This window comes from Streptomyces sp. NPDC096339, assembly GCF_044762985.1.
GTDB lineage: Bacteria > Actinomycetota > Actinomycetes > Streptomycetales > Streptomycetaceae > Streptomyces.
Window position 1 is genome coordinate 42,905 of record NZ_JBIWFI010000034.1, and the last position, 18,499, is coordinate 61,403.

An 18,499-nucleotide genomic window follows, 5' to 3' on the forward strand; every position below is an offset into this window, starting at 1 on the left:
TACTTCCCGCCCGCGCCCGTCGGGCGTACGGTCGAGGCATGGTCGACGGGTACGACCTGGTGATCGTGGGTGGCGGGGCTGCCGGATGCGTCCTGGCGGCGCGGCTGACCGAGGACTCCTCGATGCGGGCGCTCCTGCTGGAGGCCGGGCCGGACTACGTGGAGCTGCCCGCAGCCCTCCGCGACGGCTCCGGACCGCACACGGCCTCCCATGACTGGGGCTTTTCGAGCGAGCCGGGCCGCCGGGTCGGCCGGGCCATCGCCCTGCCGCGCGGGAAGGTGATCGGCGGCTCGTCCACCACCAACGCGGCCTTCGCTCTGCGCGGCTCGCCGTACGACTTCGACGCCTGGGCGGCACGGGGAATTCCCGGATGGGGCTGGGACGACGTGCTGCCCCGGTTCGCCGCGGTGGAGAACGACCTGGACTTCGGCCACGAGCCGTATCACGGCCGGCACGGCCCGATTCCCATCCGCCGGTACGTGGGCGAGGAGCGCAGCGACATCGCGTCGGCCGGGCAGGAGGCGATCGAGTCGACCGGGGTGCCGGCGATCGCCGATCACAACGCTCCGGGCGCCGTGGGCGTGGGCCCGCTTCCGGTCAACGAGGTGGCGGGGGAACGTCTGGGCGCGGCATCGACGTACCTGGCGGCGGCCCGGGCCCGGCGCAACCTCACCGTGCGGGGCGAGGCGCCGGTCGACCGTGTGATCCTCGATCGTGGGCGCGCGGTCGGGGTGAGGCTGGCCGACGGGGAGAACGTGTTCGGCGATCGCGTGATCGTTTCGGCCGGTGCCTACTGCAGCCCGGCGATCCTGTTGCGGTCGGGGCTCGGCCCGGCCGACGAGCTGCGTTCCGTGGGCATCGAGCCGGTGCTGGACCTGCCGGGCGTGGGACGCAACCTCGCCGATCATCCCGCGGTTTCCGTGGACGTCGCCTACGCGGGGGCGGGGCGCCCGCCGCGCCGCTTCCAGCTCGTCGCCACCCTGCACAGTGCGCAGGCCGATGAGGACCGTGAGCCGCCGGACCTGCAGCTGATCGTCGGCGGCCCGTTCGACGGCACGGCGGCCGAGACCGGCGGCACGTTCTTCGTCGGGGGTGCGCTGCTGGGGCCGCGATCGCGGGGCCGGGTGTGGCTGCGCTCACCGGACCCCCTCGCGGCACCGCGCGTCGACCTCGGCTACTTCTCGCACCCCGCCGACCTGCCGCGGCTGGCGGAGGCGGTACGTCGTGCGTGGCGGGTGGCGCGGGCGAAGCCGCTCGGCAGCCTCAGCGCCGGCATCGTGAGCGCGCCGGACGCGGAGGGCGACGTGGCCACCGAACGGTTCGTCCGCACCAACGTGTGGACTTACCACCATCCCGTCGGCACCTGTGCGATGGGCCCCGGCCCGGCGGCCGGGGCGGTCGTCGATCCGGCCGGCCGGGTGCACGGACTGGACGCCCTGTGGGTGGTCGACGCGTCGATCATGCCGGACCCGCCGTCGGCGAACACCCACGTGCCGACGCTCATGCTCGCCGAGCGCATCGCGGCATTGCTGCGAGGCGGGCCGTAGGCCGGCGGTGTGGCTACGGCACCGCCGGATGGTGGAGGCGGCGCCAGTATCCGGCGACGTCTTCGCCGGCGGTGGTGACCGAGTCGAGGGTCATCGTCGTACGAGAGTCCCGGTCGTAGCGATCCCACCGCGGCATGGGGTGGTGATTGGGGTCGCCGGTGCGGATGAAGGAGGTCCAGGACGCGTGCACGGCCGTGGCGAGACCGTCGCGGACCCTGGGGTCCAGCCCCGTCAGGAAGGGCGCCTGCGACCACTTGTCGAAGTTGTCGAACACGAACGGCAGCTCCAGGCAGTGCGCGGCCGCGAGTTGACCGTCATGCGCGGGCGTCGGGAGGTTGAACTGGTACGCCCAGACCGGACGTCCGCGAGCCGCCCGCCGTTCGGCCAGCGCCACGCAGGGCATGCGGAACAGGTCGTCGGTGATCAGGTCCATGAGCACGTCGAGCGGACGGGCGCCCGGCCGGGCCTCCTCGTAGGCGGTGTAGGCCTGCGCCGCCCGGTCTCCGAAGGTGTCCCGGGCCCTGGCGAGCACCTGCTCCTTCGTCGTGGCGGCGTACGGCTCGCTGAGGGCGAAGGCGAAGTTCGCCTCCTCCCGGGTCCAGCCGATCAGGACCTCGATGTCCGCCCCGGCGTCGCCGAGCAGCAGGTCGGCCGGGTGGCGGTCCAGCGTGACCTCGTCGAGCACCGGCAGGAACGGGGTCGACCAGTACCCCCACCGTCCGGTGCGCCCGAACATCTCGAAGGTGGCGGCGATCAGGCGAGGCCAGGGTACGGCCCGCAGTTCCGCCAGGTCCTGTGCTCCGACGATGTCCAGGAAGGTCGCGGTGCGCCGCAGGGACTCGGCGCGGGTGGGGATCTTCAGCCCGAGCGGCGGGCTCTGCAGGATCGCGCGCCGGAACAGCGGGCGGCCCCTGGTCCGGGCGCCGGCAAGCGCCGCGACCGACAGCGCACCGCCGGACTGTCCCGCGACGGTGATGTTCTCCGGGTCTCCGCCGAACGCGGCGATGTTGTCCCGTACCCAGTCGAGCGCGGCGAGCTGGTCGGTGAGCCAGAAGTTCCCGCCGGCGCCGTCCTCGCCGAAGTAGAGGTAACCCAATGGTCCGAGGCGGTAGTTGATGGTCACGACGACGAGGTCGCCGCCCCGCGCGAAGGTCTCGCCGGAGTAGTTGGGCATCGAGCCGGATCCGGAGATGAAGCCGCCGCCGTGGATCCACACCATCACCGGCCGCTTCGCGCCGCCGGTTTGGGGAGACCAGACGTTGAGCGTGAGGCAGTCCTCGTCGAAGGGGGGTGCGCCGTGCGTTCCGAGCACCTGGTCGCCGCCTTCCCGGTAGGGCTGCGGTGCGCTCGGCCCGAAGGCGGTCGCGTCACGGGTCCCCTGCCAGCCGGGATGCGGGCGGGCCGGCCGCCAGCGAAGAGCGCCGACGGGCGGCGCCGCGTAGGGCACGCCCTTGAAGACGTTGAGGCCTCCCTCGACGCTGCCGCGCAGCCGGCCCGCGGGCGCCTCCACCACCGGCGAGGAGGCGGTCGCGTGCGGGGCGGCCTGCGCCGTGCCCCCGCCCGGCACTCCGGAGAGCAGTGCGGCGCCTGCCAGCATCCCGCTGTTCCTGAGGATCTCGCGTCGCGATGGATCGTCGGTCATGGTGCTTCACTCCCTGACTGATCAAGAGCGGTCACTCGCCACATCGGCATAGCGCTTTTTTGACGAGGGTCAGTGTTACGACATGCGCATGTCCGGGGTCAAGGGGCGGGGTTCCGTCAACGCCCGCCGTATGGCGAACTCTTGACGACCGTCGTAACTGCACGATAGACACGTGTCACCCTCCTTGCCGGCCCCATCAGCAACATCCGGCCCTCCCGGGCCGGTTGACGACGTTCGGAGTTTCCATGGCAGGTCGAAATCGTCCCGTCGGTCTGATCGCCGTGACGACGGCAGCCCTCTTCCTGGCCACGGCCTGCGGCAGCGCCGCCCTGGGGAAGGGTGACGGTGACAAGCGGAACGGGCCCCTGAAGATCGGGCTCCTCGTCCCCCGGTCGGGCACCTACAAGGCGCTGGGCGACGACATGAAGCAGGGCTTCGAGCTCTACGTCGAACAGCACGGAGGCGAACTCGGCGGCCGCAAGGTGGAGATCGTCGTCGCGGACGAGGGGGAGACGGCCGACTCGGGCAAGGCGGCGGCGGAGAAGCTGGTCAAGCAGGACCGGGTGTTGGCGGTGAGCGGCGTGGTCAGCTCGGCCACCGTCAACGGCGTCAAGGACCTCTTCGAGAGCAGCAAGGTCCCGCTCGTCGGCTCGAACGCCTCACCCACGACCCTGACCGGGACCAAGTACGTCTGGCGCACCTCGTACGTCAACGACGAACCCGGAAAGGCGCTCGGCAAACACGTGGCGGAGAAGGCCGGCGGCCCCGTCTTCCTGATCGCCGCGGGATACCAGGCGGGCAAGGACGAGGTGGAGGGCTTCAAGTCCACCTTCCTCCCGGCTGGCGGCAAGATCGCGGGGGAGGAGGTCTACACGCCGTTCCCGGGGACCAAGAACTTCCAGCCGTACCTCGCGCAGATCGAGCGCTCCGGAGCCAAGGCCGTCTTCTGCTTCTACGCCGGCGGTGCGGCCGTCGACTTCGTCAAGCAGTACCGGGACTTCGGGCTGGCGGGCAGGATCCCGCTCTACGCTCCCGGCTTCCTCACCGAGGGCGGCGTGCTCAAGGGCCAGGGGGAGGCGGCCGAAGGCATCCTCACCGCACTCAACTACAGCGCTGACCTGGACAACGCGGCCAACAAGCGGTTCGCCCCGGCGTACACGTCCGCCTACGGCGGCGCCCCGACCACGTACGCGATGGCGTCATGGGACGCGGCACAGGTGCTCGACCGGGCGATCAGGGCCGCCGGCGACACGGTGACCCCGCAGACGGTCAACGCCGCCATCCCCGCGGTGGGAGACATCGACAGCCCGCGCGGCACCTGGCGGTTCAACACCGGCGGCACGCCCGTCCAGCCCTGGTACCTGCGCGAGGTCAAGCAGGGGGCCAACGCCGTCGACTCCGAACTCCTCCGGCTGGGCGGCTGACATGTACGGATGGTTGGACGGCAACTTCGTCAGCATCATCGACGGGGTCGCCTTCGGTCTGCTGCTGTTCACGATCGCGGTCGGCCTCTCCCTGGTCTTCGGCATGATGGACGTGCTCAATCTGGCGCACGGCACGCTCTACCTCGCCGGGGCCTACGTCGCCTACGCCCTGTCCGACGGGAGCGTGGGGGGCCTGCTCCTCGCACTGGCCGTCGGCGTCCTGGTGGGCACCCTGGGCGGAGCGGCACTGACGTTCCTCACCGGACCACTGGCCCGGCGCGGTCACCTCGACCAGGCCGTGCTGACGCTCGGCATCACCTTCGTCGTCGCCGACCTCCTCGCCGCCGCATTCGGCGGCGAGGTGCTGCCCACCGATCCGCCGACATCGCTCCGCGGGACCGTGGACCTCCTCGGCCACGCGTACCCGGTCTACCGGCTCGTGTTCATCGGCGTCGCGACCGGCCTCGCCGCCCTCGTGCACCTCGTGTTCGAGCGCAGTCCGCTCGGAGCGCTGGTACGGGCGACCGTCGCGGACCGGGACATGGTCCGCGCGCTGGGCGTGGACGTCCGCAAGGTGCTCTACGGGGTCTTCGCGCTCGGCGCGGCACTGGCCGTGGTCGGCGGGGTCCTCGGGGCGCCGATCCTGGGGCCCGGCCCCGGCGTCGACGAGACCGTCCTCGTGCTCTCGCTCGTCGTCGTGGTCGTGGGCGGTCTCGGATCCGTGCGCGGCGCGCTCGCCGGCGCGCTCCTCATCGGCCAGGTGCAGACGCTCGGGGTGGCGCTGCTCCCGGAGTACGCCCCGTTCCTGCTCTTCGGCACCATGCTGGCCGTGCTCGTCGTCCGCCCGCACGGCCTGGTCCCGTCGGGGGTACGCGCATGAGCCGGTCCCGACCCGACGGAGCCGCCGCCCGGCGGATCTCCGTGGCCGCCCTCGCCCTCGGGCTCGCGGCAGCCCCCTTCGTCCTCGGCCCGTACGCCATCGGCACCCTTTCGCGGATCCTGGTGTTCGCCCTCCTCGTGATCAGCGTGCACCTGCTCACCGGCCTGACCGGACTGCCGACCCTCGGCCAGTCGGCCTACTTCGGCGTGGGCGCCTACACGGCCGCCATCGTCGCCACGCGGGTCACCGACGTCGGGGTGCTCCAACTGCTCATCGCCGCCGCGGTCTCCGCGCTGGTGGCCGTGCCCACGGGATGGCTGGCGGTGAGGGCCCGGGGCGTGGTGTTCCTGATGCTGACGCTGGCCATCGGCGAGATCGCCCACAGCGCCGCCGTCAACTGGAAGTCGCTGACGAACGGCACCGACGGTGTGTCCGGCATCCCGCCCGTCGTACCGCTGCCGGGCATGTCGGCGTTGGAACTCGACGGGCTGGTCTACATCTACGTCCTGGCCGTGTTCACGGCGCTGTTCGCGCTCGTCTCCCGCCTGGGCGCCACCCCCTTCGCCCTCGCCCTGCGCGGAATCCGCGACAACGAGCGCCGCATGAACGCGATCGGATACCCCACGCGACGGTACGCCCTGGCCGTCTACTGCGGGGCCGGTGCGCTGGCCGGCGCCGCCGGCGGCCTGTGGGTGTCGGTGCAAAGGTTCGTCTCGCCCGGCGACGCGGGATTCGAGATCGCCGCCCTGGCCCTGCTCGCCGTCGTCGTGGGCGGCGCCGGGTCGATGCGGGGGGCTTGTGCCGGAGCCGCGCTGGTCTGGCTCACCCGCGACTACCTCGGAAACCTGGAGGCCGTCGCGGGACGCGGGCCGCTGCTGCTCGGACTGTTCTTCGTTCTCGCCGTCTACGCGCTGCCCCGAGGGCTGGCCGGCGTACGGCTCCCGCCCAGGCTGACCCGGAAGAGGACGGCATGACGGAACCCGATCTCCTGGAACTCCGCCGGGTGTCCCGGCACTTCGGCTCCTTCCGGGCCCTCGACGAGGTCGATCTCACGGTGCGCCGGAGTGCCAGGCACGCGATCATCGGCCCGAACGGCGCGGGCAAGTCCACGCTGTTCGGCCTGATCTCGGGAACTCTGACGACGACGGGCGGAACCGTCCTCGTCGACGGGCAGGACGTGACCCGGCTGCCCGTGGACCGCCGGGTCGGGCTCGGTGTCGCCGCGACGTTCCAGCATTCCAGCCTCTTCATGCGGGAGACCGTGCTGGAGAACGTCCTGCTGGCCGTGTTGCGCCGGGCCGGTGCCGGTTTCGGCGGCGCGCGGAGGGTGGCTGCCCGGACGGAGGCGATCGAGCGGGCGCGGACGCTGCTCGAACGGGTGGGGCTGCCCACCCGGCACGACCTCCCCGCGGCGGCCCTCTCGCACGGCGAACGGCGGCAGCTGGAGGTCGCCGTCGCCCTGGCCACCGAACCCCGGCTGCTGTTGCTGGACGAGCCGGCCGCCGGGATGTCCCCGGCGGAGACGGCGCGACTCACCGAACTGGTCGCCGCCCTGCCGCCCGAAGTGACCGTCCTCCTGATCGAACACGACCTCGACATGGTCTTCGGGCTCGCCGACACGGTCACGGTCATGCACCTCGGCAGACACCTGACAACAGGCTCCCCGGACGAGGTGCGGTCCTCCGCCGAGGTCCAGAGCGCCTACCTCGGCACGATGGAGGCCACCTCGTGAAACCGTTCTTCCGCATGCGCGGCCTGAGTTCCGGTTACGCCGGGGGCGTGGTCCTGGGCGGCGTCGACCTCGACCTCGGCGAAGGCGAGACCGTCGCGGTCCTCGGCCGCAACGGGGTCGGGAAGACCACCCTGATCTCGACGGTCATGGGTCTCGTCAGGCCGTACGAAGGCAGCGTCACCCTCGGCGGGCGGGAGATCGCCGGATCCCGCGTCGATGTGATCGCGCGCGCCGGGGTGGGCGTGGTTCCGCAGGGGCGCCGGGTCTTCGCGCCGCTGACCGTGGCGGAACACCTGGCGATCGCCTCCAGGCGTCAGACCCGGGGCCCGTGGACGCGGGCCCGCGTGCTCGACCTGCTCCCGCGGCTCGGGGAGCGGCTCGGGCACCGCGGTGACCAGCTCTCCGGCGGGGAACAGCAGATGCTCGCGATCGCGCGGTCCCTGCTGGGCAATCCCCGCCTCCTGCTCCTGGACGAGCCGTCCGACGGCCTCGCCCCCGCCATCGTCGCCCAGGTGGGCGAGGTCATCCGCGAAGTGAGCGCGCAGGGCATGGCGGTGGTCCTCGTCGAACAGAACCTGGGACTCGCCTTCTCCGTCGCCCGGAACGTGGCGGTCATGCGGAAGGGCCGCATCGTCCACGAGGCGGCCTGCGCGGAATTCCGTGCCAGTCCCGAAGACCGGAGGCGTCTGCTGGGCGTCGACTGAACCGTGCGGAGCGGAGCGCCGGCCGCGCCGATACGGGCGTGCTCGCTACCCGGTGCGCCGGCTGCCCCGCTCGACCGGGATCCACAGCTGGGAGTCGGTTTCCGCGCCGATCTCCACCGGCTGCGTCCGCAGGAGCTCCGGACCCGGCCGACTCGTGTACGGGTTCGAGGGGAACCACTGCGTGAACACGTCCCGCCACAGCTCCTGGAGCGCGCTCGGATGGGGACCGCGGCCGTCGAAGACCGCCCAGGTCCCGGCCGGCACGTCAAGGGCGTCGAGTTCCCCGGCGTCCGCCTCGGGGCCGGCCGCCACGCCGACCCAGTAGTCCGCCTCGGCGCCCTCCACCCGGCTGTCGGTCAGGTACACGGCCGCCGAAAGGATCCCCTCGGGCTCCCGGCCGGACAGTTCCTTCATCCGGACGATCGCCTGCGCGTCCAGGCTCTCCACGTGTGCCGCGGCGGCCGCGTTGACACCCTCGTGCACCAGTGGGACCCGGGCCTTCCTGCCGACGAACCGAAAGGACTCCTTCTCCACGATCCGGTACCGCATGGCCGTACTCCCTTCGACGACGACGCGGAAGGACATGCGCGGCTGCGCCGTGAGCACCGCACCCGTGCGGCGGGCCTCGCCGGGCCCGATACCGTGCACCGACCGGAAGGCCCGGGCGAACGCCTCGCCCGAGCCGTACCCGTACCGCGTCGCGACATCGAGCAGAGTCCACTTCCCGGCCAGCACCTCGGCCCCGGCGAGCGTCATCCGACGCCGCCGCACGTAGACGGAGAGGGGCATCCCGGCGAGCGCGGAGAACAGCCGCCGGAAGTGGTACTCGGACGCCGCGGCGATCCGGGCCACCTCGGCCATGTCGACCTCGCCTTCGAGGCAGGTCTCCAGGTGGTCCAGCGCCTGATTCAGCCGCTCCAGCAAGCGACTCCGCCCTTCCTTCTCGCGTCGCGCCCGGGCCGCCTCGCCGGAGCGAGGGAAGTCGCTCGCCCCGCCCGACAAAACCGCTACGGGAACGGTCGGGCGGGAAGCCCCGACGACACCGGAGGCTTTCACCCATGACTGATGTTAGGGGACTGTGCGAGCCCCGGTTCGGAGCGGTACGTGAGGCACTCGAGGCGTCGCTCGACGAGTACGACGTGGGCGCCTCGGTCGCCGTCTACCTCGACGGCGAACCGGTGGTCGACATCTGGGGCGGGTACGCCGATGCCGGCCGCTCCATCGCTTGGGAGCGCGACACCCTCGCCGGGGTGAACTCGACGACCAAGAACATGACCGCCCTGTGCGCGCTCATCCTGGCCGACCGAGGCCGGCTCGATCTGTCCGCGCCGGTCGCGGCCTACTGGCCCGAATTCGCCGCGGCCGGCAAGGAGGACGTGCTGGTACGGCACGTGCTGTCCCATACCGCGGGGCTGCCGCACCTGCCCGGGCCGACGGTGGTCGAGGACCTCTACGACTGGGAGAAGGTGACGGCAGGGCTGGCAGCCCAGGCACCCGAATGGGAACCCGGGACGGCCGCCGGTTATCACGCGCTCACCTTCGGCTTCCTCGTCGGTGAGATCGTCCGCCGCATCACCGGCCTCGGCCTCGGCGAGTTCTTCGCGGAGGAGGTGGCCAAGCCGCTGGGAGCCGACTTCCACATCGGGCTCTCCAGGGACCACGACCACCGCGTCGCACCGCTCATTGCGCCGCCGTCGCTGACCGACGAGTACGACGCCGGCGCACCGCCCGGACCGGACGGCGTGCGCCGGGAGACCACCGGCGCCGCGATCCGGGTCAAGGACGTCAACTCGGTGGCCTGGCGCCGTGCGCAGATCCCCGCCGTGAACGGCTTCGGCAACGCCCGCTCCGTCGCCCTCGTCCAGTCGGTACTGGCGAACGGGGGAACGGCCGGCGGCGTGCGGCTGCTGTCCCCCCGGGGGTGTGAACCCGCGTGGCAGGAGGTGTTCCGGGGTGAGGACCGCATCCTGGGGACGCCGATGTCCTGGACGGCGGGCTACGGCAAGTTCGGCAACACCTTCGGCTGGGGAGGATGGGGCGGTTCGCTCGTCGCGAGCGACCCCGACTCACGCATGACGGTGGCTTACGTCATGAACCAGATGATCGATCGAGACCGGCAGGAGGACAACCGGGGCATGGAGATCATCATGGCCGCCTACAGCGGACTGCGCTGACAGGAGGGCGGCCGAAGCCATGCTCGCGCCGGTCATACGGGCGGCATCAGATCGCTCTCGCTGATCGTGTACGTCAGCAGGGGGTAGTCGAAGTCCGTTTCGTTGTTCTCGCGGCGGCGTAGCCGGTAGAACTCCTCCCTCTGCTCGTCGTCGGCCGACACGAGGCGCGGACCGTGCGGGAGGTACGCGTGTCCTTCGCGGAACCGGAGCAAGGTCTTCGACGTTCGAAAGGTTACGCCCAGCCATTGGTTGTCCGCCGCCGGGACGGGCTTGTCCAAGACGATCTTGTGCCTGAGGTGCCGGTTCGATTCGACGGAAAACGCGACGATGCCGTGGTGGACGAGGGGGATCTCGAACTTCTCGGCATCGGCCCCCTTCGATTCGAAGATCAGCTTCCTTGGCGGGCCCGCTTCGGGATTCCGGTAGCAGGAGAAGACCGCGATGAACGAGTCGTCGGCCAGATCGAGGGCCTGATCCGAATGGCTGCCCATCGTTCTGTAGGCGTTCGTGTAATTCTCGATGAGGGCGTTGTTGAAGTCGACCGAAAGCGCCGCACGTTCTCGAACCTGCCGAGACAGCCATTCGTGCACCGGCCGGAAACTCCGGGTCGGGCTGCCGTACCGACTCGTCGTGCGTACGAGTGGCACACCGCCCGTCTCCTCGATCCTGGTGAAAGTGGCGCCTCGCCGGCCCTTTCCCACGTCCTCCAGGGGAGAGGACGCGGACAACTCCGCGAAGAGATCTCTCTCGGTGGGCACGTCACACGAGACGATCTCATCCGAGATCCTAGACTCGGGGGGCAATGTAGTCTCCCGTGTTCATGCTGAAGAGGAATTCGTCGCCGTAGTCGATGAAGGACGAGCTCCTGTTCTCCTCGGCGTACAGCCTGCGCAACTCGTCCATGCCGGCCGGTGTGGGTGGCCCCAGCTCGACCAGATCCCCGCCCGACGCGAGGAACGTACGGCCGTTCTTGTGGACGGCTTCGGCGTTCGAACAGCGCACCACGTATCCCAGACGTGTCGGCAGCGACTCGGCGTCCAATCCCGAGGGCCTGATTTCGTGGGTGTACAGGCGGTTGGTGGACAGCGGAACGAAGAACACCGACCCGGGGTAGAGGGTCACGGTGAACTGCGGGGGGAGTGCGGCCCCGTCGTGTCCTTCGGTCGGCTCCTTGAGGCGGAAGTGGATTCTGGTCAGCCCGCTGGTCCCCTTGACTCCGTAGTCGAAGGGGTCTTCCTCCAGGGGTCGCAGCTTTTCGAGCCGGTCGTAGAAGGTGCAGAAGGCCATGATGCCGTTGACGGGCATGTCCTTGGTCTTGTCGGCATGAGCCGAGATCTTGGCCTTGGACTGTTTGCGCTCCGCCGTGGCAGGGGTGTTGTGGTAAGTCTGGGCGAGGACGTGATTGAGCGGTGCGTGGTTCCGAAAGAAGGTGGCGGCCTCGCGGTTCAGGGCCTCGACGATTTCCGTGTCGGTCGGGCGAAAGCCCTCGGTCGGCCCTGAGAGATTCGTGGAGCACCGCAGCAGGCGGAAATGCAGTTCGTCACCGTTTCGCGTCACGGGCGTCAGGTAGATTCCGCTGCGGTGGGCCGTTCCGGGCTTGGTGGACTCCGTCAGGGACTGGAACGCGTGCTCCGCCCGGATCCGTCCGAAATGATCGGCGTCGAGCCCGAAGAAGCGGCGGTAGTACACGCCGACCCCGCCTACGCCGACGGGAACTCGGCCGAGGTCGACGGGGGTCCAGGCCTCGTCGACGTCCTCGTGGTAACCGTGTGACAGCTCCCGGACGACGAACACCCTGGCAGCCGCAAGCAGTTGGCGGGCGCTGATCACGGACAGGTCGCCGCACAGATAGACGGTCTTCCGCGCGAGGTCGGACGAACCGGAAGCGAGCTCCTCCGGCGTGATCGTGGTCCCGAAGAAGTCCCTGATCAAGTCATGGTCTCGCAACGTCGAAGGCGCGACCAAGACGTTGCTCGCATCCTCGATGCGTGCTTCAGCCGACTTTCTCGTGTACATCAAACGGCACCCGCACTTCGCAGATCTCGGTGGACTGCCCCGAACCGTGGACATGGCAACGGTCCGCACTCTTTCATGCGCGCTGCGCGGCGCGAGCGAAAGGGGACGGACCGGATCATCTTGATCTTCTCACGCGGCTCGACGGCGGGCAACGGGTTTTGCTGTGGGGGCGGTTGTGCGGAGCTGCTCGGCGAGGGGTGCGTCTACCCGTCGGTGGCCGGTGGGCGGCGGCGCCGCATGAGCGCGCCCGCGCCGGCCAGTGCGGCGAGTGCGGCCGCCGCCGTGCCGCCCCAGACCGTCCGGGACAGGCCGGCGGCAACGGGTTCGCCCGCGAGGACGATGTGCGCGGTGTGGGTCTCGCGACCGTGGTGGCTGACCACGGTGAGCGGGTAGGTCCCCGGGGGGAGGTCGTCGCGCAGGGTCGTGTGCCCGGTGTAGAGCGTGGAGCCGTCGTCGCACTTGCACCCGGGGTCGTCCGGTCCGTGCGTCCGGATGCGTACGTCCTTGGTGAAGGCGGGGGACTTGGCGACGAGCGAGTCCTCGCCGGGCATGGCGTGGTCGTCGCCGAGGAGGACGGTGACGGTGCTCCCCGGACGGGCCGGGTCGCCGAGCACCTTGTCGGGGCGCAGTATGCCGAACCGCCTGATCATGGCAGGTCCGAACGGCGCCACCGTGAGCTGTGCGGTGGCCACGGTCCGGCCGTGGCTGGTGGCGGTGAGCGCGTACGTGCCCGGCGCCACGTCCGTCGCGACGGAGGCCCAGGCCTCGTACGTGTCGCGGTCGGAGTCCGTGGCGCCCTGGGCGCTGGGAGTCAGTCGTACCGGCTCCGCGAGCGCGGGGGAGGTGACGGACACCGTGTCCCAGCCGGAAGGCATGCCAAGGATGCCGAGCTGGAACCCGCCCCCCGGCTCGATGGGCTGCCGCCCCTCGTCGAAGAACACCAGCCGCGCGTCGCCGGACGGCTCGTTCACGCCCGGGGCGAGGAGGCCGTGCCCCCTGACACCTGTGTCGGCACCGGCAGCGACGGCCGTCGCACCCGGCACGCAGCCGAGCACGGGAAGCAGCGCGAGCCCGGCCACGGTCACGGTTCGAACTGTCCGAGGGAACATGTGATTCCTCTCCGAAACCCCCTGTGCTGATGAAGAGGGCCGTACGGCACGTTCCGTTCCCCGACTTCGGACCGGTGTTCCTCGAGGGCGAGCGGGCCCTGGGGAACCGGGACGGCGCTCTCGCACCCCCGCCGAAGCCTCAGGCAGCCAGGCGCCCTGTACCCCGTATGCGCGTTCGGTTAGGCTTGCCTTGCCTGACATGCTGGCGTGCAGGTTCGGGGCTCCTGTGCCGCAGGCGGCAACCCATGAGACGAGACGGGCAGAGGCGGGATGCAGGTGAGAGACGGTGACCGGGCTTGTGCGCGCCGCGCGCCCGCCGAGGCGGGACACCCGTGCGGCCGGACGGGCCTCCCGGGTTCCGGCCCGGAGTTCGGGATGAGGTGTCGTGGATAGGATCGCGCTCACGGCCGGGGCCCTGTACGCCATCGTCCTGCTCCGCGCCGGAGGGACGTTCGCCGTCGGGTGGCTCGCCGGTGCCGGTGCCCGCCGCAGCAGGTTCGCCGGGCGGATCGGGTCGGCGAAGTTCCAGCGTGCCGAGCGGGCGATCCAGCGGTGGGGCGCTCCGGTGGTGGCCGTCTCCTTCCTGACCGTCGGTTTCCAGACCGCCGCCAATTTCCTCGCGGGCAGCATGCGCCTGCCCTTGCCGCGCTACCTCCCCGCCCTGTTCGTGGGCGGAGCGGCCTGGGCGCTGATCTACGCGACCGCGGGGCTGGGCGTGCTCGAAGTCCTGGGAAGGCTCTTCGCCGAGCGGACGGCCCTCGGGGTGTCCGCCGTGGCCGCCCTCCTCCTCGCGGTGTGCGGGGTGGCGGTCTACCGCAGAAGAAGGGCGGCCCTGCCCTCGGCCGGCACCGTGGCCGAGGAATCGTGAGCCCGTCCCACGAGGGGCGGGTGCCGCGTACGGAGTACACCGGGGTGCGGGCCGTGCCCGCCGGTTCCGGCGGGCGGGTCGACTACCTGGTCACCGGCTACGCGGAGGCCCGGGAGGCCCTCGCCGACGCCCGCCTGTCGAAGGACACGGGCGCCTTCTTCGCGGGCAGGGAGTCGCGGCGCCGCCTGCATCCGGCGCTGGCCCGCACCATGCTGGCCGGCGACCCGCCCGGGCACACCCGGCTGCGGAAGCTGGTGACGAAGGCGTTCACGACCGGGGCCGTCGACGAACTGCGTCCCTTCATCGCCCGGGTCACCGACGAGCTGCTGGACCAGTGGCCCGTGGGCGAACCGCTCGACTTCGTGGCCCGCCTGGCGGTGCCGCTGCCCGTCATCGTGATCTGCCGGCTGCTCGGAGTGCCGCAGGCCGACCTGCCGGCGGTCCGACGCTGGTCCGGAGAGCTGTTCGCGGCGGGGGAGCCGGAGGTCATCGACGCGGCCTCACACGCGCTGGCCGGTTACATGACGGACCTCATCGCCGCCAAGCGCGAGAACCCCGGCAGCTCGCTGCTGGACCGGCTCATCTCGGCCCGGGACGGAGAGGACCGGCTGAACGAGGACGAACTGCTCTCCCTGGCCGTACTGCTGCTCGTGGCCGGACACGAGACCACCACCAACGCCCTCGGCAACGCCCTCTTGGCGCTGCTCCGGCACCCGGCCGCGCTGGATCGCCTCCGGAAGGATCCGGGCGAGGTCCCTGCCGCACTGAACGAACTGCTCCGCTTCGACTCGGCGGTGAGCACGGCCACCTTCCGGTTCACCACGGAAGCCGTCACGCTCGGCGGCACCTCGATCCCGGCCGGTGTCCCGGTCCTGATCGCACTCGGGGAGGCCAACCGGGACCCGGCCCGCTTCCCGGCGCCGGACCACCTCGACCTGGATCGGGACGCGGCCGCCCATCTCGCGTTCGGTCACGGCATCCACCGCTGTGTCGGTGCCCCCTTGGCCATGGCCGAGATGGAGATCGCCCTGCGAGCGGTGCTCACCCGATTCCCCGGGATCCGCCTCGCCGTACCGCCCGACCGACTGGAGTGGCGGCGCACCCGTCTCGTCCGCGGCTTGGCCTCGCTCCCCGTCCTGGTCTGAGGGGGCACTGCCGGTTCAGGTCGTAGAGGGTCCGAAACGGACCGCCGTGACGCGCTCCCGTTGCCCGCGATCGAGCGCCACCACGGAGTCGAACCCCGGAACCCCGGCCGACCCACCACGGTCGACCTGCCGCAAGAGCCTCGCCAGTCCCCGCTGGTGACGGGCGAACACCCGGCGCGACGCCAGCCGCCGACGAGCACGCTGACCCGACAGCGCCTCTTGAGGACCGACGTCCAACACCACCATGTGCAGGGGGCGCCCGGCCCCGCGAGCGGTGCGGGCCAGCCACCCACGCATCCAGCTCCTGCTTCCGCAGTCGTGAATCAGCAGCGGACCACCGCGGCGCAGCTCGCCGCGCAACCAGTACATGTGCCTCAGCCGTGCCCACGGCCGGTAGAGCGCGTAGGGGAGCCACGCCGGCATCCGCGCCTCGAACGAAGCGCGAGTTACGCGGGGATCGACCACGGAGGCGGAACCGGACCACGCGCGCAGCAGTGTGCTCTTCCCGCTCCCGGGGAGCCCACAGACCACGACCGCCGCATCGAACGGGTACGACAGCCACACATCCCGACCGGCGGCTCCGCGTAGATCGAGCACTCCGCGCGGGGATATGAGACGGCTCGAACACGGGCCGTGGACCCGGTCGGCAGCCTGCCGGGGTATCGGCAGGCTTCCGACCGGGTCGGCGCTGATGGGTGCAGTCACAGGTACAAGCCGTTCGTACGAGGTCCAGAGGACTCCGACAGTACGTCACCCTTCCGACCGCCGGACCGGGGCGTACGACCGACATCGTCCTTGGACCCGCCGCGTCCCCGTCGTACCGGGTGAGCCGCGTCTCACAGCGGCGGCGGCACTTGTCTATGCAACGAGTTGCATAGAAAGATCGAGGGCATGGCACTTGAGCACGCGATCCTCGTCTCCCTGCTGGAGAAGCCGGGCTCGGGTTACGAGCTCGCCCGCCGGTTCGACAGGTCCATCGGCTACTTCTGGACCGCGACCCACCAGCAGATCTACCGCGTGCTCAAGCGCATGGAGGGCGACGGCTGGCTCGATGTCCTCGATGTGCCACAGCAGGCCAGGCCGGACAAGAAGGTCTACTCCGTCGCCGATGCCGGCCGGATCGCCCTCTCCGCCTGGCTCCACGAACCGATCCAGCCCGACAGCGTCCGGCACGAGCTCGCCGTGAAGATCCGCGGAGCGGCCTTCGACGACCCGGTCACGCTGATCCGCGAGGTCGAGCGGCACCGGCAGGCGCACCGCGACAGGCTCACGCACTACCTCGCGGGCGAACTGCGGGACTTCACGGGCCCGGAGGCACCCGCGCCGCGCGACGCCGGGCAGGAGCTCCAGCACGTCGTGCTGCGCGGCGGCATCGCCTACGAGCGGATGCAGCTCGCCTGGCTGGAGGACGTACTCGCCACGCTCCACCGGCTGGCGGCTTCCTGACCGCCCCGCCCCGCCCCTCTCCCCTCTCGCTTCTTCCTTTCCTCACCCCTCATCCCTCGGCTGAAAGGCGAACCCCATGAGCGATCCGCTGCTGTTCAACCCGCGCACCTACGACCCGGCGCACTTCGACCCCGAGACCCGCCGGCTGCTGCGCGCCACCGTCGACTGGTTCGAGGCCCGCGGCAAGCGAAAGCTGATCGAGGACTACCGCACCCGCGCCTGGCTGGCGGACTTCATCGCCTTCTCCGCCAAGGAAGGGCTCTTCAGCACCTTCCTGACGCCGGCGCCCGCCGCCGGCGAGGGGGAGCCGGACAAGCGCTGGGACACCGCGCGGATCGCCGCCCTCAACGAGATCTTCGGCTTCTACGGCCTGGACTACTGGTACGCGTGGCAGGTCACCATCCTCGGGCTCGGCCCGGTCTGGCAGAGCGACAACGCCGCCGCCCGCAGCCGTGCCGCGGAACTCCTCTCCGACGGTGAGGTGTTCGCCTTCGGTCTCTCCGAGAAGACCCACGGTGCCGACATCTACTCCACCGACATGCTGCTGGAGCCGTCCACCGACGGTTCCGGCGGCTTCCGGGCCACCGGTTCCAAGTACTACATCGGCAACGGCAACGCCGCCGGGATGGTCTCCGTCTTCGGCCGCCGTACCGACGTCGAAGGCCCCGACGGCTACGTCTTCTTCGCGGCCGACAGCCGGCACCCCGCGTACCACCTCGTGCAGAACGTGGTCGACTCCTCCAAGTACGTCAGCGAGTTCCGCCTCGCGGACTACCCGGTCCGAGCCGAAGACGTCCTGCACACCGGCCGCGCCGCCTTCGACGCGGCCCTCAACACGGTCAACGTGGGCAAGTTCAACCTCTGCACCGCGTCGATCGGCATCTGCGAGCACGCGATGTACGAGGCCGTCACCCACGCGCAGAACCGCATCCTCTACGGCCGCCCCGTCACCGCCTTCCCGCACGTGCGCCGGGAGCTGACCGACGCGTACGTCCGGCTCGTCGGGATGAAGCTGTTCAGCGACCGGGCCGTGGACTACTTCCGCTCGGCAGGCCCGGACGACCGCCGTTACCTCCTCTTCAACCCCATGACGAAGATGAAGGTGACCACGGAGGGCGAGAAGGTCATCGACCTGATGTGGGACGTCATCGCCGCCAAGGGCTTCGAGAAGGACACCTACTTCGCCAACGCCGCCGTCGAGATCCGCGGCCTGCCGAAGCTGGAGGGCACGGTCCACGTCAACCTCGCGCTGATCCTCAAGTTCATGCGCAACCACCTCCTGGCCCCGGTCGAGTACGCGCCCGTGCCGACCCGCCTCGACGCGGCCGACGACGCCTTCCTCTTCCGGCAGGGTCCGGCCCGCGGCCTGGGCTCCGTACGCTTCCACGACTGGCGCACCGCCTACGACGCGTACGCGGCCGTGCCCAACGTCGAACGCTTCCGCGAACAGGCCGACGCCCTGTGCGAGTTCGTCGAGACCGCCGCCCCCGACGAGGAGCAGAGCCGCGACCTCGACCTCCTCCTGGCGGTGGGCCAGCTGTTCGCCCTCGTCGTCCACGGCCAGCTGATCCTGGAGCAGGCCCGCCTCACCGGCCTGGACGAGGACGTGCTCGACGAGCTGTTCGGCGTTCTGGTACGCGACTTCTCCGCGCACGCGGTCGAACTCCACGGCAAGGAGTCCGCCACGGAGGCCCAGCAGGCCTGGGCCCTGGCCGCGGTGCGCCGTCCGGTCACCGACAGCGAGCGCACGGCCCGCGTATGGGCCCGCGTGGAATCCCTGGCCGGGGCCTACGAAATGGCCCCCTGACCGGA

General features: G+C 70.8%; 17 protein-coding genes. 11 read left to right on the forward strand and 6 right to left on the reverse strand.

Going from position 1 to position 18,499, the window contains the following annotated elements; genetic code table 11:
• Window positions 1-38 precede the first annotated feature (38 nt).
• Window positions 39-1,547, forward strand: a complete 1,509-nt coding sequence (locus tag ACIQ5Y_RS31530) for a GMC family oxidoreductase (protein WP_403888067.1) — start codon at window positions 39-41, stop codon at window positions 1,545-1,547.
• A 13-nt stretch (window positions 1,548-1,560) separates the two neighbouring features.
• Here the strand turns inward: ACIQ5Y_RS31530 and ACIQ5Y_RS31535 are convergent, their stop codons facing one another.
• Complete coding sequence (locus ACIQ5Y_RS31535; protein WP_403888070.1) at window positions 1,561-3,189, reverse strand: carboxylesterase/lipase family protein; 1,629 nt, start codon at window positions 3,187-3,189, stop codon at window positions 1,561-1,563.
• 245 nt (window positions 3,190-3,434) lie between these two features.
• Here ACIQ5Y_RS31535 and ACIQ5Y_RS31540 point away from each other — a divergent pair, with 245 nt between their 5' ends.
• From ACIQ5Y_RS31540 to ACIQ5Y_RS31560, 5 genes are read left to right on the forward strand one after another with little or no spacing between them, the layout of a single operon-like run.
• Entirely contained in the window at window positions 3,435-4,613 is a 1,179-nt protein-coding gene (locus tag ACIQ5Y_RS31540; RefSeq protein WP_403888073.1) for an ABC transporter substrate-binding protein, read from the forward strand.
• 1 nt (window position 4,614) lies between these two features.
• Window positions 4,615-5,493 (forward strand): branched-chain amino acid ABC transporter permease, encoded by an 879-nt coding sequence (locus ACIQ5Y_RS31545; protein WP_403888076.1) that lies wholly within the window; start codon window positions 4,615-4,617, stop codon window positions 5,491-5,493.
• Window positions 5,490-6,467, forward strand: coding sequence for a branched-chain amino acid ABC transporter permease (locus tag ACIQ5Y_RS31550; RefSeq protein WP_403888079.1), 978 nt, complete (start codon window positions 5,490-5,492; stop codon window positions 6,465-6,467). Before ACIQ5Y_RS31545 ends, ACIQ5Y_RS31550 begins: the two co-directional genes overlap by 4 nt.
• A complete protein-coding gene (locus tag ACIQ5Y_RS31555; RefSeq protein ID WP_403888082.1) occupies window positions 6,464-7,225 on the forward strand; it encodes an ABC transporter ATP-binding protein in 762 nt (253 codons plus the stop codon). The genes ACIQ5Y_RS31550 and ACIQ5Y_RS31555 overlap by 4 nt, the downstream gene beginning before the upstream one ends.
• Window positions 7,226-7,239: 14 nt before the next feature.
• Window positions 7,240-7,929 carry an ABC transporter ATP-binding protein gene (locus ACIQ5Y_RS31560; protein ID WP_403888219.1) on the forward strand — a complete coding sequence of 230 codons (690 nt, stop codon included), beginning with the start codon at window positions 7,240-7,242 and terminating at the stop codon, window positions 7,927-7,929.
• A 45-nt stretch (window positions 7,930-7,974) separates the two neighbouring features.
• On the opposite strand, the gene ACIQ5Y_RS31565 is transcribed toward ACIQ5Y_RS31560, so the two are convergent.
• Window positions 7,975-8,853 carry a GyrI-like domain-containing protein gene (locus ACIQ5Y_RS31565; protein WP_403888085.1) on the reverse strand — a complete coding sequence of 293 codons (879 nt, stop codon included), beginning with the start codon at window positions 8,851-8,853 and terminating at the stop codon, window positions 7,975-7,977.
• A gap of 134 nt (window positions 8,854-8,987) precedes the next feature.
• Here ACIQ5Y_RS31565 and ACIQ5Y_RS31570 point away from each other — a divergent pair, with 134 nt between their 5' ends.
• Window positions 8,988-10,103 carry a serine hydrolase domain-containing protein gene (locus ACIQ5Y_RS31570; RefSeq protein ID WP_403888088.1) on the forward strand — a complete coding sequence of 372 codons (1,116 nt, stop codon included), beginning with the start codon at window positions 8,988-8,990 and terminating at the stop codon, window positions 10,101-10,103.
• A gap of 32 nt (window positions 10,104-10,135) precedes the next feature.
• Here ACIQ5Y_RS31570 and ACIQ5Y_RS31575 read toward each other — a convergent pair whose 3' ends face one another.
• From ACIQ5Y_RS31575 to ACIQ5Y_RS31585, 3 genes are all read right to left on the reverse strand, one after another.
• Window positions 10,136-10,906 carry a hypothetical protein gene (locus tag ACIQ5Y_RS31575; protein ID WP_403888091.1) on the reverse strand — a complete coding sequence of 257 codons (771 nt, stop codon included), beginning with the start codon at window positions 10,904-10,906 and terminating at the stop codon, window positions 10,136-10,138.
• Window positions 10,890-12,119, reverse strand: a complete 1,230-nt coding sequence (locus ACIQ5Y_RS31580) for a hypothetical protein (protein WP_403888221.1) — start codon at window positions 12,117-12,119, stop codon at window positions 10,890-10,892. Before ACIQ5Y_RS31580 ends, ACIQ5Y_RS31575 begins: the two co-directional genes overlap by 17 nt.
• A gap of 203 nt (window positions 12,120-12,322) precedes the next feature.
• The gene (locus tag ACIQ5Y_RS31585) at window positions 12,323-13,204 is read right to left on the reverse strand and encodes a hypothetical protein (RefSeq protein WP_403888094.1); all 882 of its coding nucleotides are present in this window, start codon (window positions 13,202-13,204) and stop codon (window positions 12,323-12,325) included.
• Window positions 13,205-13,613: 409 nt separating this feature from the next.
• Between ACIQ5Y_RS31585 and ACIQ5Y_RS31590 the strand changes: the two genes are divergently transcribed.
• Both ACIQ5Y_RS31590 and ACIQ5Y_RS31595 read left to right on the forward strand, forming a co-directional pair.
• Entirely contained in the window at window positions 13,614-14,096 is a 483-nt protein-coding gene (locus ACIQ5Y_RS31590; protein WP_403888096.1) for a DedA family protein, read from the forward strand.
• On the forward strand, window positions 14,093-15,241 hold the full coding sequence (locus tag ACIQ5Y_RS31595; RefSeq protein WP_403888099.1) for a cytochrome P450: 1,149 nt from the start codon (window positions 14,093-14,095) through the stop codon (window positions 15,239-15,241). Before ACIQ5Y_RS31590 ends, ACIQ5Y_RS31595 begins: the two co-directional genes overlap by 4 nt.
• Before the next feature lie 15 nt (window positions 15,242-15,256).
• On the opposite strand, the gene ACIQ5Y_RS31600 is transcribed toward ACIQ5Y_RS31595, so the two are convergent.
• Window positions 15,257-15,946 (reverse strand): AAA family ATPase, encoded by a 690-nt coding sequence (locus ACIQ5Y_RS31600; RefSeq protein ID WP_403888102.1) that lies wholly within the window; start codon window positions 15,944-15,946, stop codon window positions 15,257-15,259.
• Window positions 15,947-16,132: 186 nt separating this feature from the next.
• On the opposite strand from ACIQ5Y_RS31600, the gene ACIQ5Y_RS31605 reads away from it, so the two are divergent.
• Together ACIQ5Y_RS31605 and ACIQ5Y_RS31610 are read left to right on the forward strand one after the other, a co-directional pair.
• A complete protein-coding gene (locus ACIQ5Y_RS31605) occupies window positions 16,133-16,687 on the forward strand; it encodes a PadR family transcriptional regulator (protein WP_403888105.1) in 555 nt (184 codons plus the stop codon).
• 76 nt (window positions 16,688-16,763) lie between these two features.
• Window positions 16,764-18,494, forward strand: coding sequence for an acyl-CoA dehydrogenase family protein (locus tag ACIQ5Y_RS31610; RefSeq protein WP_403888108.1), 1,731 nt, complete (start codon window positions 16,764-16,766; stop codon window positions 18,492-18,494).
• Window positions 18,495-18,499 lie beyond the last annotated feature (5 nt).